This window comes from Candidatus Dormiibacterota bacterium (assembly GCA_035635555.1).
In the GTDB taxonomy this organism is placed as follows: domain Bacteria; phylum Acidobacteriota; class Polarisedimenticolia; order Gp22-AA2; family Gp22-AA2; genus Gp22-AA3.
In genome coordinates this window covers 1-15,058 of sequence record DASQAT010000029.1, presented here as the reverse complement: position 1 = coordinate 15,058, position 15,058 = coordinate 1, and the positions used below count along the sequence as shown (strand labels likewise).

18 protein-coding genes are annotated in these 15,058 nt (G+C 67.4%); 10 read left to right on the top strand and 8 right to left on the bottom strand.

The window, feature by feature from the left end; all coding sequences use genetic code 11:
• Positions 1-20: 20 nt before the first annotated feature.
• The 4 genes from kdsA to VEW47_07785 are packed head-to-tail and all read left to right on the top strand — an operon-like array spanning position 21 to position 2,743.
• On the top strand, positions 21-839 hold the full coding sequence (kdsA, locus tag VEW47_07800; protein HYS05081.1) for a 3-deoxy-8-phosphooctulonate synthase: 819 nt from the start codon (positions 21-23) through the stop codon (positions 837-839).
• Positions 836-1,792 (top strand): KpsF/GutQ family sugar-phosphate isomerase, encoded by a 957-nt coding sequence (locus VEW47_07795; GenBank protein HYS05080.1) that lies wholly within the window; start codon positions 836-838, stop codon positions 1,790-1,792. The genes kdsA and VEW47_07795 overlap by 4 nt, the downstream gene beginning before the upstream one ends.
• 40 nt (positions 1,793-1,832) lie before the next feature.
• Positions 1,833-2,420, top strand: coding sequence for an HAD hydrolase family protein (locus VEW47_07790; GenBank protein ID HYS05079.1), 588 nt, complete (start codon positions 1,833-1,835; stop codon positions 2,418-2,420).
• Complete coding sequence (locus VEW47_07785; GenBank protein ID HYS05078.1) at positions 2,417-2,743, top strand: LapA family protein; 327 nt, start codon at positions 2,417-2,419, stop codon at positions 2,741-2,743. Before VEW47_07790 ends, VEW47_07785 begins: the two co-directional genes overlap by 4 nt.
• Before the next feature lie 17 nt (positions 2,744-2,760).
• On the opposite strand, the gene VEW47_07780 is transcribed toward VEW47_07785, so the two are convergent.
• Positions 2,761-3,510 (bottom strand): hypothetical protein, encoded by a 750-nt coding sequence (locus VEW47_07780; protein HYS05077.1) that lies wholly within the window; start codon positions 3,508-3,510, stop codon positions 2,761-2,763.
• Positions 3,511-3,514: 4 nt separating this feature from the next.
• Positions 3,515-4,693, bottom strand: a complete 1,179-nt coding sequence (locus VEW47_07775; protein HYS05076.1) for a helix-turn-helix domain-containing protein — start codon at positions 4,691-4,693, stop codon at positions 3,515-3,517.
• Positions 4,694-4,997: 304 nt separating this feature from the next.
• On the opposite strand from VEW47_07775, the gene VEW47_07770 reads away from it, so the two are divergent.
• The gene (locus VEW47_07770; protein ID HYS05075.1) at positions 4,998-5,729 is read left to right on the top strand and encodes a DUF4388 domain-containing protein; all 732 of its coding nucleotides are present in this window, start codon (positions 4,998-5,000) and stop codon (positions 5,727-5,729) included.
• A gap of 8 nt (positions 5,730-5,737) precedes the next feature.
• On the opposite strand, the gene VEW47_07765 is transcribed toward VEW47_07770, so the two are convergent.
• On the bottom strand, positions 5,738-6,658 hold the full coding sequence (locus VEW47_07765; protein ID HYS05074.1) for a PfkB family carbohydrate kinase: 921 nt from the start codon (positions 6,656-6,658) through the stop codon (positions 5,738-5,740).
• A gap of 83 nt (positions 6,659-6,741) precedes the next feature.
• Positions 6,742-6,924 (bottom strand): Trm112 family protein, encoded by a 183-nt coding sequence (locus VEW47_07760; protein ID HYS05073.1) that lies wholly within the window; start codon positions 6,922-6,924, stop codon positions 6,742-6,744.
• A 96-nt stretch (positions 6,925-7,020) separates the two neighbouring features.
• Here VEW47_07760 and VEW47_07755 point away from each other — a divergent pair, with 96 nt between their 5' ends.
• Complete coding sequence (locus VEW47_07755) at positions 7,021-8,118, top strand: glycosyltransferase family 9 protein (protein HYS05072.1); 1,098 nt, start codon at positions 7,021-7,023, stop codon at positions 8,116-8,118.
• Positions 8,115-9,197 (top strand): lipopolysaccharide heptosyltransferase II, encoded by a 1,083-nt coding sequence (waaF, locus tag VEW47_07750; GenBank protein ID HYS05071.1) that lies wholly within the window; start codon positions 8,115-8,117, stop codon positions 9,195-9,197. Before VEW47_07755 ends, waaF begins: the two co-directional genes overlap by 4 nt.
• On the opposite strand, the gene VEW47_07745 is transcribed toward waaF, so the two are convergent.
• From VEW47_07745 to tatA, 3 genes are read right to left on the bottom strand one after another with little or no spacing between them, the layout of a single operon-like run.
• Positions 9,165-10,040 carry a lipopolysaccharide kinase InaA family protein gene (locus tag VEW47_07745; GenBank protein HYS05070.1) on the bottom strand — a complete coding sequence of 292 codons (876 nt, stop codon included), beginning with the start codon at positions 10,038-10,040 and terminating at the stop codon, positions 9,165-9,167. The two genes, waaF and VEW47_07745, sit on opposite strands and share 33 nt — an antisense overlap.
• 17 nt (positions 10,041-10,057) lie before the next feature.
• The gene (gene tatC, locus VEW47_07740; GenBank protein ID HYS05069.1) at positions 10,058-10,786 is read right to left on the bottom strand and encodes a twin-arginine translocase subunit TatC; all 729 of its coding nucleotides are present in this window, start codon (positions 10,784-10,786) and stop codon (positions 10,058-10,060) included.
• Positions 10,787-10,796: 10 nt separating this feature from the next.
• The gene (gene tatA / locus VEW47_07735; protein ID HYS05068.1) at positions 10,797-11,069 is read right to left on the bottom strand and encodes a twin-arginine translocase TatA/TatE family subunit; all 273 of its coding nucleotides are present in this window, start codon (positions 11,067-11,069) and stop codon (positions 10,797-10,799) included.
• A 233-nt stretch (positions 11,070-11,302) separates the two neighbouring features.
• Between tatA and VEW47_07730 the strand changes: the two genes are divergently transcribed.
• On the top strand, positions 11,303-12,868 hold the full coding sequence (locus VEW47_07730; protein ID HYS05067.1) for a S41 family peptidase: 1,566 nt from the start codon (positions 11,303-11,305) through the stop codon (positions 12,866-12,868).
• 10 nt (positions 12,869-12,878) lie between these two features.
• Here the strand turns inward: VEW47_07730 and VEW47_07725 are convergent, their stop codons facing one another.
• The gene (locus VEW47_07725) at positions 12,879-13,532 is read right to left on the bottom strand and encodes a hypothetical protein (GenBank protein ID HYS05066.1); all 654 of its coding nucleotides are present in this window, start codon (positions 13,530-13,532) and stop codon (positions 12,879-12,881) included.
• Between the two features lie 199 nt (positions 13,533-13,731).
• On the opposite strand from VEW47_07725, the gene VEW47_07720 reads away from it, so the two are divergent.
• Both VEW47_07720 and groEL read left to right on the top strand, forming a co-directional pair.
• Positions 13,732-14,019, top strand: coding sequence for a co-chaperone GroES (locus tag VEW47_07720; GenBank protein HYS05065.1), 288 nt, complete (start codon positions 13,732-13,734; stop codon positions 14,017-14,019).
• Between the two features lie 61 nt (positions 14,020-14,080).
• Positions 14,081-15,058, top strand: a 978-nt coding sequence (gene groEL, locus VEW47_07715) for a chaperonin GroEL (protein HYS05064.1), incomplete at its 3' end; no start/stop codon positions are given.

Genomic DNA, 15,058 nt, shown 5'->3' with positions numbered 1-15,058 from the left:
GCCCCGAAGGGACCCGCCGGGTGGCGATCACCCGGGATCTCGCCGTCGGCGACGGCGCGCCCCTGGCGTTCATCGCCGGCCCCTGCGTAATCGAGGGGGAGGAGCACGCCCTGCACATGGCCCGCGCCCTCGCGAAGCTCGCGCGCGACTGCGGCGTCCCGTACATCTTCAAGTCGTCGTTCGACAAGGCCAACCGCGGCTCGATCGAGTCGTTCCGCGGTCCCGGCCTGAAGGAGGGGCTGCGCATCCTGAAGGCGGTCAAGGCGGAGGTGGGCGTGCCGCTCCTCTCGGACATCCACGAGCCCGGCCAGGCCGACGAGGCCGCCCAGGTCCTGGACGTGCTGCAGATCCCGGCTTTCCTCTGCCGGCAGACCGACCTGCTGGTCGCCGCCGGCCGGACGGGTCGCGCGGTCAATATCAAGAAAGGGCAGTTCCTGTCGCCACCGGAAATCCGCCACGCCATCGACAAAGTGCGCTCCACGGGGAACGACAAGGTGCTGGTCACCGAGCGGGGCACGACGTTCGGGTACCAGAACCTGATCGTCGACTTCCGGTCCCTCGTCGTCATGCGACGCTTCGGATGTCCCGTGGTGATGGACGCGACTCATTCGGTGCAACATCCCGGGGGGCTGGGAGACAGGAGCGGAGGCGACTCCGAGTTCATCCCGTTTCTCGCGCGGGCGGCCGCCGCGGTCGGGATCGACGCGCTGTTCTGCGAGGTGCATGACCATCCGGAGAGGGCGAAGAGCGACGGGCCGAATTCCCTGCCGCTCCCCGCGGTCGAGCCGCTCCTCCGCCAAGTGATGGCCATCGACGCCGTCGTCAGGGGGGCCCGGTGACACGGACCATCGCGCGCGCGGTGCTCGAGCTGGAGGCCCGCGCCATCCTCGATCTGGTGCCACGACTGGGCGAGGGGTTCGACCGCGCCGTCGAGACCCTGTTCGCCTGCAAGGGACGGGTCGTGGTGACCGGCATGGGCAAATCGGGTCTCATCGGCGCCAAGATCGCCGCGACGTTCAACAGCACCGGGACTCCGTCCCTGTTCCTGCACCCGGCGGAAGCGGTCCACGGGGACATCGGCATGGTCGTACCGGGGGACGCTGTGCTGGCGCTGTCACAGAGCGGCGAGACCGAAGAGATCCTGCGACTCCTTGAGCTCATCAAGCGTCTCGACGTCGGCCTGATCGCGATGACCGGCAGTCCCGCCTCGACGCTCGCGCGCCACTCGCGGATCGTCCTGGACGTGCGCATCGAGCAGGAGGCCTCCCCTCTCGGCCTCGTGCCGACAGCCAGCACGACGGCGGCCCTGGCGATGGGGGACGCCCTGGCGATGGCCCTCCTCGAAAGACGCGGCTTCACGCTGGAGGATTTCGCCCGGAACCACCCGGGCGGCGACATCGGCCGCAAGGTCGTCACCGTGGCGCAGGTCATGCATTCCGGAGACAACGCGCCGCTGGTGCGGGTCGGCACGCCCATGCGGGAGGCGATCCGCACCATGAGCGACAGGAAGCTCGGGATGGCCTGCGTGGTGCGGGAGGACGGAACGCTGGCGGGGGTGATCACCGACGGTGATCTGCGCCGACATCTCGGGCGCGGCGAAAATCTGCTGTCGATGACGGTGGACGCCGTCATGTCGCGAGGTCCGGTCACCATCGGCCGGCAGGAGCTGGCCGTGGCCGCGCTCAACGTCCTGGAAGCGCGGAAGATCACCTCGCTGGTCGTCATCGACGCGCAGGATCGGGTCGAAGGGGTCCTGCACATTCACGATCTGTGGCGCACACAGCTCTTCTAGGAGCGGGGCCGGGCCGCCTCCGGCGACGGAGAATAACGCCATGAGGTGCCGCAGGCCGTTCGCTCCGCGTGCGCGCCGCATCTGCCTGCTTCTCATGGACGTGGACGGTGTCCTGACCGACGGGCGGATCTCCTTCATCGAGGGGACCGCCGAGGCCAAGACTTACGACGTGAAGGACGGGATCGGGCTCTCCATCGCCAGGAGGATGGGGCTGCGCACCGGAGTGCTTTCGGGCCGCGGCGGCGCCGCCGTGGTCCGCCGGGCCGAGGAGCTGGGTCTGCACGAGGTGCATCTTCGCGTCCGGGACAAGCTCCAGGCCTACGATCGAATCGTGCGCCGGTTGAAGCTGAGCGACGCCCAGGTGTGCTACATCGGCGACGACCTGACCGACCTGGCGGTTTTGGGCCGGGTCGGCATGCCGGTCGCGGTGGCGGACGCGCGTCCCGAGGTGCTCCGCCGCGCCCTGTTCGTGACGCGCGACCCGGGCGGGCGCGGGGCGGTGCGCGAGGTCGTCGACGCGATCCTCAAGGCTCAGGGGAAGTGGGAGGAGGTCATCGAGTGGTACGATCCGGCGCGCTCCGGTGCGCGGCGCGCCCGGGGCGCACGGCCGGCGGAGGAACAGCGGTGAACATCCTGGTCTATCTCGTCGTCTTCTTCTTTTTCGGGGTCCTGTTCGTCCTGGGAGTCCTGAACAGCTCCGATGTGACCGTCAACCTCTGGCTCTGGCACATCGGGCCGGTCCCCATGGGCGCGGTGCTGGCGACGGCGGCCATCTTCGGAGTGGCCTTCACCTGCGCCATCGGCGTGCTCGACGGCATCAAGATCCGGATCACCAACAGGCAGCTTCGCAAGCAACTGCAGCGTCTGGAGGAGGAGAGTGACGCCCTGCGCCTGCAGATGGCCCGCCATCAGGGGCCTGTCGGCGGGCATCCCTCCGCGACGGAGGGATAGAACCCCGATGGCCGCGCCTACTCCATCTTCGCCTGATTGGAGCCTCCGCCGGCACCGCCCCCGGGATCGGTCGTCGGTGGCGGCGCGTTGAGCGGCGGGATCGGGTTGTCCATCAGGCTGGCGGCGCTGTTGACGAGGATCGCCGTTTCGTAGGTCCTCGTCACGGACCCGGTCGGGGTCTGGAAGGTGACGACCGCGGTCTTTCCGTTCAGCGTGATTGCGGGTGCCCGGCTGTCGACGGTGGGATCGCTGAGCACGAACCCGGGCGACCATTGTCCCTTGATCAGCGTCGTGAAGTAAATCCTGGTCGTCTGCTCCGCTCTCGCCCAGACCAGATACGGCTTGCCGAACTGATCGATCACCAGGGCGGGGCTCTGGTCGCTGTAAACCAGCGGGACCCCGGGGTTGACCAGGGCCGGTTCGGTCCAGCCCTTGCCGTCCCAGGTGGAGAACGCCAGCTGCTGGATGTTTCCGAAGTTCTTGGGCCAGACCACCCAGGGGTAACCCGTCGCCGGCGAGACCTGGATCACGGGCGGACCGTCGCCGTAACTGTCCCCGAGCGGATTGAGCACGAGCCGGGGCGAGAGGTGCGGCCGCACCTGCGTCCAGACGATGGCCGACTTGCCCCCGCCTCCGGTCAGGTAGAAGTAGCGCTTGTAGTTGCCGTGTGAGTCGACCTGGACGCTGACCTCGGCGACCACGGTGGAAGGCAGGACCAGGAGCGCCGCGACCGCGAACCAGAACCGGATGCCGCGCAGCACGCTCATCGGATCACCTGCCCTTTCCTTGTTCGATGAACTGGTCGAACTTTTCAACTTCCTGGAATTGCCGGTCGATCTGCGATCGCAGGAATTTCAAGCGGCCGAAGTAGACCTTCTCCTGCACCTGGTTCCTCGAGATCCGCGCCATATCCCAGAGGTGATAGGCGGTCTGGAAGAGGATGTCCACGAACCTCTCCTCTCCCCCGTGGGCCATGAGCTCCGCTTCCTCGAAATAATCGCGCGCCCGGACGTGCTCCTGCTTGAGCAGATGAATCTGCCCGAGGTACAGCAGGGCGAAAGTCGAGCAGCGGCGGAACCCCTCCTTGCTCGCGACCTGGAGCGCTTCCTTCAGCTCGCGGATGCCCCGGTCCATGCGACCGATCATCGCCTGGCAGAAGCCGATGTTGATGCGGATGAGAGTGAGGTCATAGCGGCTGGCCCTGTCCTCCAGCCGCTCACGCGCCTCGCGGAATCCGTCGAGCGCCTTCTCGTAATTGCCGTCCACGAAGTGCAGGCGCCCGATGCGGTGCAGCGCATACCCTTCGTACTCGGCGTTCGCGTCCTTGCGGGCAATCGTCAGGGCCTTCTCCGATTCCAGGAGCGCCAGATAGCGGTCCCCCTTGTCTTCGTGCGCGTCGGCCAGGCAGCCCAGAACCGCGCACTCGGTGGTCGCGGAAATCTCCTTGTGGCGTCTCAGAATGAGCCGGAGCTCGGTTTCGGCGAGGCTGATTTTCCCCATGCGCAGGAGGGTCCGGGCCAGATTGAATCGCGCCCGGGCCAGGGTCTCGGGATCGACCTCCCCCTCCACCCCGTCCTCCAGGCGCGCCAGGGCCGTCTCGTAGATGGCGTAGGCCCGGGCATGATTCCCCTGGTCCCATTCACGGTTGGCCTCTTCCCTCAGGTCGACGTAGGTCGAGGAGGGGGCCGGATCGAACGGATCGACCCGCTCCAGGTCGAGGACGTCGGAGAAGTTCTGGATCGGGACGTTGAAGATGTTCGCCAGAAGGCACAGCTTGTCGAAGGAGGGGTAGCACTTGCCGCGTTCGTAACGTGACAGCTGGGAATTGTCGATCTCGCCGCCTCCGGTCTTCGCCTTGTCCTCCACACGGCGCAGTGACAAGCCGTATCCGATCCTGAGCCGGCGAAGATAGTTCCCGAGCCGGGTGCTGCCCCGCAGTTCCTGTTCCATCTCCATGTTCCCCCGACGCCTGCGTTGCGTCGCCCCAGATTCAATCGCGTGCATGCGGCTCATTGGCTCGTCGGCGCTCTGCAAGTTCCTGAAAGGTACGGGGGAGCGACGACTGCTGCAATAGTGCCGCTATATGAAAGTTCCGTCAAGAAACATTTGTAATCGCCTTGCGGATGATCTGCAGCATGGGATATCTTACTCCAGGAACGAGAGATAGTCGAATTTCCAGGACCCGGACGTGGCCGGCGCTCTGCTTGACAATTGTGCACCCTGTCCCTACCGTACCCGGGGTCGATCGAGGGCGATGCAGAACGACAGCCTGCCGCGCGAGGGAATCCTCTCCACCACGACCCTTCCTGGCCTGATGTACTCCATCCTGCGCCGGAAGGAGACCGGTGTCCTCACCCTCACCGGGGATACCAGCGAGAAGTCGATCTACATCCACTCGGGCCGGCCCGTGTTCGCCACGTCCAACGATCGCGACGATCGGCTGGGACAGATCTTCTTCAAGGCCGGCCTCGTCAGCCTCGAGGGGTTGATGGGCTCTCTCGAACGGGCCGCCGAGGAGGGCAAGCGCCTGGGCACCGTCCTGGTCGAGCAGGGACTGATTCAGCCTCACGACCTCGTCGAAGGCGTGCGCAACCAGGTCCGGAACATCGTCTGCAGCCTGTTTCTCTGGACACGCGGACGGTACCGTTACCGCCCCGGCGATCTGCCCACCGACGAGGTGATCACCCTCAAGCTGAGCGCGGGGAACACGATCCTTGAGGGAATCCGCCGGATCGACAGCTGGGAGCGCATCTGGGAGGCGGTCGGCGACCTGGACATGCGGTATCAGACGGCCCCGGGGCTGGAGGACATGAGCCGCGACCTGACCCTGTCCCTGGAGGAGTGGACGCTTCTGTCCCATTGCGAGCGCCCGGTCACCCTGCGGGAGCTCTGCCGCACGTCGAGCGTGAGCGACTTCGAGATCTGCCGTCTGCTCTGGGCTCTCCTGACGCTCGGCATCACCATCCGTATTTCTCCGGCGGCCTGAACACCCGCTCAGTCGACGAATGTCTCCAGCAGATCCCGCGCCGTGAGGGTGGCGGCGCCGATCCTTCCCACGACGACGCCGGCCGCCCGGTTGGAGAGGAGCGCCGCCTCTTCCATGCTCGCGCCGGCGGCCAGGGAAAGAATAAGCGTGGCCGCGACGGTGTCCCCCGCCCCCGTCACGTCGAACACCTCGCGTCCGGTCGCCGCGATTCGCAGGTTTCCTCCTTCCCTGCGCACGAGGAGCATGCCGCGCTCGCCCCGCGTGATCAGGACGTAGGGGCTGTCGAGGAGATCCAGCAGTTTGCGGCCGACGGCGTCGAACTCCGCCTCGGTACGGGCCGGGAGGCCCGCCGCCTCCATCGCCTCGCGGGTGTTGGGCGTCACGACGGTCGCGGGCCGGTAATGCGGGAACAGACGCACCTTCGGGTCCACCACGACCGGCAGGCGCCGCCGCGCCGCCTCGGGGAGGATCGCCTCAAGCAGGTCCGCCGAGACCCCGCCCTTGTCGTAGTCGGAGACCACGAGACCGTGGGCGCCCGCCAGCGCCGACAAGGCCTTCTCCTTGAGACGTCCGGCAACCGCGGGGTCGAGGGGGGAATCCACTTCGCGGTCGACCCTCACGACCTGCTGATTGTGCGCGATGACCCGCGTCTTCACGGTCGTGGGCCGACCGGCGGCAACCACCAGCGCGTCGGTCGGGATGCCCGTGTCGCGGCAGAACGTCTCCAGCAGGTCGCCCTGGCGGTCGTCGCCGCGCACTCCCGCGGGCACGGCCCGCGAGCCGAGCGCCACCAGGTTGTTCACGACATTACCGGCGCCACCGAGGCGGAAACTCTCGCGCTCGAGGCGGACGACCGGTACGGGGGCCTCGGGGGAGATGCGCGATACGTTCCCCCAGAGATACTGGTCGATCATCAGATCGCCGACCACCAGGAGCGAGATTTCGGGGAAGCGCGCCGCCAGCGCCGTGGCGCGCGCCCGGTCGATGCCGGGATCCCGGCTCTCCTCTCGGCTCAGGGACGATCCTCGGGCAGGACGGTCGCTTCTTCGACGAGCATGATCGGAATGCCGTCGACGATCGGGTAACACCGGCGGCAGGACCGGCAGACGAGTCCGGTTCCGTCCGGGGTCAAGGTGACCTCGGTCTTGCACATCGGACAGGCCAGAATCTCCAGAAGGCTCGGATCGACCGTCATGACGCTCCCGTGGGACGCCTCGATTTATAGCATCCGGTCGAAAATCTTGTCAAACGGCCTGGGCCGCCGGCCCGCCGGTGTAAGATCCCGGGGTCGATGGATGACAGGACCCGCCGCCTCGAGGACCACGACCACGTGCTCCTCATCCGCCTCGGAGCGGTGGGCGACGTCCTGCGGACGCTCCCCGCTCTGCACCTGATCCGCGCGAGCTATCCCGCCGTGCGCGTCGCCTGGCTCGTGGAGGACCTGTCCCGCGATCTCCTTCTCGGCCATCCCGAGATCGACGAAGTCCTGCGATTTCCGCGCCGCGAGCTGCGCGACGCCGCGCACCCCCGGATCCTGGCGGGTCTCCTGGCCGGCGTGGCTCGCGACCTGCGCCGCCGGCGCTTCGATGTCGCGCTGGATTTCCAGGGAAGCCTCAAGAGCGGCCTGCTCGCCCTCCTGTCGGGCGCTCCCCGCCGCGTGGGATTGTCGCCCGGGCACTGCAGGGAGCTCAGCTGGCTGTTCACCAACGAGTGGGTGCGCCCCCACGAGCGCCGCCTGAACCGGGTCGAGCGGAACCTGCTCATTGCCGAGGCGATCGGCGCCCGCGGGGACACCATCGAAATGATCCTTCCCGAGCGACCCGACGAAGGGCGCGCCGCCGAGGACCTGCTGCGCTCCCTCAACCCGCGAGGGCTCCCCGTGGTCGTGCTCTCGCCGGGCACGAGCCGGCGCCAGAGGCACAAGCGCTGGCCGGCGGAGCACTTCTCCAGACTGGCCGGGCGGCTGGCCTCGGACGCCGGAGTCCTGGTCCTCGTCGTCTGGGGTCCCGGGGAGGAGGAGCTGGCGCGCTCGGTCGCCGCGTCTTCGGGCGGTCGCGCCGAGGTCGCCCCACCGACCTCGCTCCGACTCCTGGCCTCCATCCTGAGGCGCGCCGCCCTGTTCGTCGGCGCCGACACAGGGCCGATGCACCTGGCCTGGAGCGTCGGATGCCCCGTGCTCGCCCTGTTCGGTCCGACCGACCCGCGTCTCAACGCTCCGCTGGGCGGCGTCCACGTCGTCCTGCGTTCGGGGCGGCGCACGTCCGGCATCACCCCGGACATGGCGTACGAATCGGCCCGGCGGATCCTCGCGATCCCGGCCGCGCACCGGCAGACGCCCCGGCTCCTGAGGTCCTCCCTCGCTCCCCGCGCGGCGGTCGCCGTCCGATGACGTCGATCGATCCGTCGGGCATCCGGCGCATCCTGATCCGCGTCAACAACTGGATCGGCGACGTGGTGATGATCTCCCCCGCGGTGCGCGCCCTGCGGGCGCATTACCCTGGCGCGAGGATCGCCCTCCTGGCGAAGAGCTGGGTGATCGACACGCTGCGGGGCGATCCGGTCTACGACGACCTCATCGAATACGACAGCGCCGGCCGCCACCGCGGCGTACGCGGCCGTGTGCGGCTGGCGGCCGCGCTGCGGCGCCAGCGTTTCGACCTGGCGGTCCTGTTCCAGAAGGCCTTCGAGGCAGCGGCCCTGGCGTTCCTGGCCGGAGCCCGCCACCGGGTCGGTCTCGCGACGGACCGTCGCTCATTCCTCCTGACCCACGCGCTCGAGCCGCCGCCCGCGGACACGCATCACCTCGAGGTGTTCCTGGGGATCGCGCGTGCCCTCGGGTGCCCGATCGAGGACCCGTATCCCTCGTTTCACCTGAGCCAGGTCGACCGGGAGCTGGCCGCCACGCTTCTGGCGGAGGCCGGCCTCTCCGGCCACGCGCCGCTCCTCGCCTTCCATCCCGGCGCCTCGAAGGAACCGCGCGCGTGGCACCCGCAGCGCTTCGCCGAACTCGGTCGTCGCCTGGCCCAGACGCACGGGGCCCGTCTCATCCTGTTCGGCAGCGCGGCCGAGCACGGTCTCCTGAGACAGATCGCCGGCGACCTGCCGTCCGGGCGCGTGCTCGTGCCGCCGCCCGGACTGTCGATCAAGACGAGCGGCGGCATCCTGGAACGCTGCCATCTCTTCGTGGGAAACGACAGCGGCCCCATGCACGTGGCCGCCGCTCTCGGCGTGCCGACCGTCGGCATCTTCGGTCCTGGAACACCCCGTCGCACGAGGCCGACGACCCGGGGCGGGCGCGTCGTCACGGTCGGCGGCGACTACCCCTGCTCTCCCTGCCGGCAGGACTTCTTCCGCGAGTGCCCGCCGGCGCCTTCAGGAAAGCCGTTCTGCCTCGAGGAGGTCGGCGTCGAGGAGGTTGAGCGGGCGGCGGTCTTGCTACTGGAGAGGCCCCGCCAGGCGGTCCTTTGAGCGCCGCACGGCGTGGCGCCAGCGGATCCGCCTGGGACCGAGCCGCGACCGATAACGCGAGAGCGAAGTCACGAGTCGACGCAGCAGCGCCCGGTCGCGACCCGCGTAGCACCGCAGAAAGAGAAGCTCTTCGCGCCTGGATAGCCGCAGACGGGGCGCGATCCATTTCTCGTACGATCGCAGCAGGCGGGCCAGGTTTCTGAAACGCTGCCGCGGCGAGACGGCCGGCAGGAAGCGACCTCGGTCGAGATCGACGACGTTCAGGACCGGCTTTCCCGCGCCGCGCTCCAGCACGAGGTTGCCGACGTTCAGATCGGCGTGCAGGAAGCCGGCCTCGTGCATCCGCCGCAACAGGCCGGCGCATTCCAGGAGGATCTCGCGCCGCAAAGGGGGCCCCGGCGCCTCACCCGCCAGCTCCAGGAGGTTGCGCGCGCCCGTCAGCTCGCGGTTCACGATGGCGTGAGCCCGGAGCGGTCCGAGGACACGTCCCGCGCCGGCCGCCAGGATCTCGGGCGTCGCCACGCCGGCCGATCGGAGGCGGTCCGAAGTCCACACCTGGTCCAGGGCGCGACGACTCCCCAGGTACAGGCCGCCGAGGAGCGGCCCGAAGAGGCCCCCGCGCAGCGCCCGCTTCCCCACCGCGGCTTTCCCGGCCAGGGTGAAGCGGGACAGGCCTCCGCGACCGGAGCCCGCTTCGAGGGGGGCGCGCGGCCGTTCCTCGAACAGGAAATCGGCCTGTCCACGCGCGATCGCTTCCGCACACTCGCGCCCGGCGACCCAGAACGCCGCGGGCGAGCGGACCTCGACATAGTGTGGCGTGGGCTCGCGCGGCACGCGGCGCATCGGGTCTCCCGCGGGATTCACACTTCGTCGGCGGCCGGCTGCGGCGCGCGCTCGCGACCGAAGACGTGGGCCACGAGGATGCCGATGAGGTACAGAAGGATCATCGGTCCCGCAAAGACGCACTGGGTCACGACGTCGGGCGTCGGCGTGATCACCGCCGCGACGATAAAGATAATCAGGATGGCGTATTTGAAATTCCGCCACAGGAAGCCCGCGGTGATCAGCCCGAGCCGGGAGAGGAAATACACCACGGTCGGCAGCTCGAACACCAGCCCCATGCCCAGGATCATCTTGCTCTCGAAGGCGAACAGGCTGCTCACCCGCAGCGCCGGCGTGAAACCCTCCGCGACGCTCAACAGGAACTTGCACGCGACCGGGAACGCCACGCCATAGCCGAACGCGCCGCCGAGGACGAAGAACACCGTCGCGAAGAGCACGAACGGTACGGCGTAGCGCCTTTCCTTCGGATACAGTCCCGGCCGGATGAAGGCCCACACCTGGTACAGGATCACGGGCGCCGCGAGAAACAACGACGCGAGGAACGCCACCTTCATGTACAGCATGAACGGCTCGGCGAGATCGAGGTAGACGGGCTTGTTCTCCCCCAGAAAGGGGCGGATGGGACGGATGAGATAGTCCAGGATGTTCCGGGAATAGCCGAGGCAGAGCGCGAATGCCCCCGCGATCGCGAAGACTGACCGCATCAGCCGCTTCCGGAGCTCCTCGAGGTGCTCCAGGAAGCTCATGGTCGGGAGATCAGCCCCGGTCGTCCCGCGTCTTGGCATCGATGGCCGCGGCGGCCCCCTGCTGGTCGGCGGGATCGGCCGGCGTCTTCTCCTTGGGAGGCGCGGAATCGGACCGCGTGACCTCGGCATCGAGGGTGTCCCGCAGATCGGTGGCCGCCTTGCGGAATTCAGCGACCCCCTTGCCGAGAGTGCGTCCAAGCTCCGAAAGCTTCTTCGGTCCGAAGATCAGCAGGGCGATTGCGAAGATGACGAGTAACTCGGGACCGCCTATCGAGCCGAACATCTCTTGTTCCGCCTCCCGAGGATGGGCGTCCCTTCCGATGACGCTCTCCCCGTTTCCCCTCTCCCGCCGGGCGCTCCGTCTCTTCGCAGCATCTTAGCACCATCGTCCGCGACGATTCCGGCGGACGGGCGTCATTCCGCCGACGGGGCGTGCGCCGCCTCCATCCCTCGTTTCTTTACACCGGCCGGATCGGGCACTATAATTGAGCCACAGCACGTTCAAGGAGAGACGCAGTGCGGCGGAAGACGATCCTCGGGGGGCTGGCTTTTGTGATCGCGGGCGGCCTCGCCGGGGGGCTGCTCGGCGGGCGCGCCGCATCGGTTTCCGAACGGACCGGGGAACAGCTCGCCACCTATACGCACCTGCTCGGACTCCTCCAGGCCCGGGCGGCGGAGCCGGTCGAGCCCCGCGTGGCGATCGAGGGTTCGATCCGCGGCATGCTCCGCACGATGGATCCTCATTCCAACTATCTGGACCCGGACGACTACAGGCACATGCTCGAGGAGCAGTCGGGCAGCTTTTCCGGTCTCGGAATCGTCATCTCGAAGCCCTCCAATGACAAGCCTCTCACCGTGATCTCCCCGCTCGAGGGGACGCCGGCGTGGAATGTCGGAATCAGGGCGGGAGACGTGATTTCGCAGATCGAAGGGGTGGACACGCTCGACATGACGATCGATGATGCTCTGAAGCGCCTGAAGGGGCCGAAGGGAACGAAGGTGTCGATCACGGTCACCCGGCCAGGCGACACCGAGGTCCTGCACTTCACGATCACGCGCGATGACATACCGACCAACAGCATCCGCCAGGCGTTCCTGATCCGTCCCGGCGTGGGGTACATCAAGATCGAGAACTTCACGCGCACCACGGACCGGGAGCTCGACGAACGCATCCGGACCCTCGAAAAGCAGGGGATGACGCGCCTCATCCTCGACCTGCGGCGCAATCCGGGCGGTCTTCTCGAGCAGGCGGTGCGGGTCGCGGATCGCTTCCTCAAGAAGGACCAGATGATCGTCTACACGCACGGACGGATCAGCGGCGCGGATCAGGAGTACCGCGCCTCGGGCACCGGCGAGCGTCTGGACCAGCCCCTCGTGGTCCTGGTGGACAAGTTCAGCGCCAGCGCCTCGGAGATCGTGGCCGGTGCCATCCAGGACCACGACCGCGGGCTCATCGTCGGGGAGACGACGTGGGGCAAGGGCCTCGTGCAGACGGTCTACCCCCTCAGCCAGGACGCCGCCCTGGCCCTGACCACCGCCCGCTACTACACGCCGAGCGGCCGCCTCATCCAGCGCGACTACAACTCGCTCGAGGACTACCTGTCCCACGACGAAAGCGACGAGGAGCTGATCCACCTCTCCAAGGACATCCGCCGGACCGACGCGGGCCGCACGGTGTACGGAGGGGGCGGGATCCACCCGGATGTCGTGGTCGCGGACCCGACCCCGCCCTTCGTGGACCAACTCGAGCGCGTGCGTGTCTTCTTCGATTTCGCCGTGGATTATAACGCCAGGCACAAGGGCGTCCAGCGGACCTTCGAGATCAACCCCGCCGTGATGCAGGAGTTCCAGGAGTTCCTGACCGGGCGAAAGCTCAAATGGACTCCCGCCGACATCGAGTCCAACTCCGATCGTCTCAAGGGGGAGATCAAGGAGGCTATCTTTTCGGCGCTCTGGGGCCTGGAAGAGGCCTACAAAGTGCACTCCGAGAGCGACCTCCAGCTGCGCAAGGCGCTCGATCTCTTCCCGCAGGCCGAGAACCTGGCCGCGCTCGCCGACCAGAAGGCCGCGGCCGAGCGCTAGACACTTCGGTTCAGTTCCTCGTCGCCAGATGCAGGATGTCCGGGAACGGCCGCCTGTGGAAGGCCCGGATCTCGATGCGGCGATCGCGTGGCGCCAGGGTCTCGAAGGTTCTCAGGTACTGCCAGGCCAGGCGCGCCGCCTCCCTGTATCTCCTCTCGGCGGCACTGTCTGCACCGCTCAGTCTCTCGAAGAGATGATGCCGCGCCCACTGGCGGAGCGGCTCGGCCACCCATCGGCGCCCCGTCTGCCGGCCGAGAAAATGCATCACGGCCAGGTATTTCGTGACGTTTGCGTGGTGCTCCAGCTCGAGGAGGGTCACCGCCCGCCCCTCCGAGGCCCGGCTCGCCAGGGTGACCAGGTGGTCGATCTCCTCCACCAGGACACCGAACTCCAGGACGTTGACGTCTCCGAGGCCCCGCAAGGGGTTGAACCGTTCCAGGTGGCGGACGAGGGAATCGGGGCAATAGAAGGCGGCCCGCAGGGAGCCTGACGACTCGCGCACGAGGATGCGCGCCCCGGTCCGATCCCCCTCCCCGGCGACCCCTGCGTAAAGGCTGCGGAACCCCTCGTCCCCCACGATGAAGGGGGCCAGGTCACCGATGAGCGGGGGGATGCCGTAGGTCCTTTCGATCAGCGACTTGAGCACTTCGACCAGAGGTTGCACGGTGTCCATCCTGTCCACCGGCCCAAAAACCGCCCGGGGCACGGGGACCCAGGTTCTGCCAATAAATATAGCCTCCTGGACTCCTGCCCACCACTTGACACGCCACCAGGGTCCTGATTACTATTAGCACTCGATTGAGTCGAGTGCTAGCAATGCCCGGCGAATCAACACCTCACTCCCGATCAGGAGGGAACGTACGATGAAGGTCAAACCTCTGCACGACAAGATCCTGGTGAAGCGGATCGAGCCCGAGGAGAAGGTCAAGGGCGGCATCATCATCCCGGACACGGCCAAGGAGAAGCCGCTCGAGGGCAAGGTCGTCAACGTGGGGACGGGCCGTCTCGACGAGAACGGCAAGCGGATCCCCCTCGAAGTGAAGGTCGGCGATCGGGTGCTCATCGGCAAGTACGCCGGTACCGAGGTCAAGATCGACGACATCGAGCACGTGATCGTCCGCGAGGAGGACATCCTCGGAGTCATCAGCTGAAAGGGGCCTCGGGCCCTCTGTCGCACCGCATCGAGACAATTCCCAAGGAGGTCACAGAACCATGCCAGCAAAAGACATCATTTATGCGGAGGAATGCCGTCAGGCGATTCTCCGCGGAGTCAACAAGCTCGCCGAGGCCGTCAAGGTGACGCTCGGGCCCCGCGGGCGGAACGTCGTGCTCGAGAAGAAGTTCGGCTCTCCGACCAGCACCAAGGACGGAGTGACCGTCGCGAAGGAGATCGAGCTCGAGGATCCGAAGGAGAACATGGGCGCCCAGCTCGTTCGTGAAGTCGCGAGCAAGACGTCCGAGGTCGCCGGGGATGGCACGACGACCGCCACCGTCCTGGCCCAGGCGATCTATCGCGAGGGGGTCAAGGCGGTCACCGCCGGCGCCAACCCCATGGACCTCAAGAGGGGGATCGAGAAGGCCGTCGAGAAGGCGATCGAGGAGATCAAGAAGCTCTCCAAGCCGGTCAGCGGCAAGGCGATCGCCCAGGTCGGCACGATTTCCGCCAACAACGACGAGACCATCGGCGAGATCATCGCCCAGGCGATGGAGAAGGTCGGCAAGGACGGCGTCATCACCGTGGAGGAGGCGAAGGGCCTCGAGACCTCCCTCGAGATCGTCGAGGGGATGCAGTTCGATCGCGGCTACCTGAGCCCCTATTTCGTCACCGACGCCGAGCGCATGGAGTGCGTGCTGGAGAACCCGTACATCCTGATCCACGAGAAGAAGATCTCCAACATGCGCGACCTGCTGCCTCTGCTCGAGCAGGTGGCGAAGAGCGGTCGTCCTCTCCTGCTGATCGCGGAGGACGTCGAGGGCGAGGCCCTGGCCACGCTCGTGGTCAACAAACTGCGCGGCACGCTCCAGGTCTGCGCGGTGAAGGCGCCCGGGTTCGGCGATCGCCGCAAGGCGATGCTCGAGGACCTCGCGATCCTCACCGGCGGCAAGTGCATCACCGAGGACCTCGGCATCAAGCTCGAGAACGTCAAGATCGAGGACCTCGGCCAGGCCAAGAAGATCACCGCCGACAAG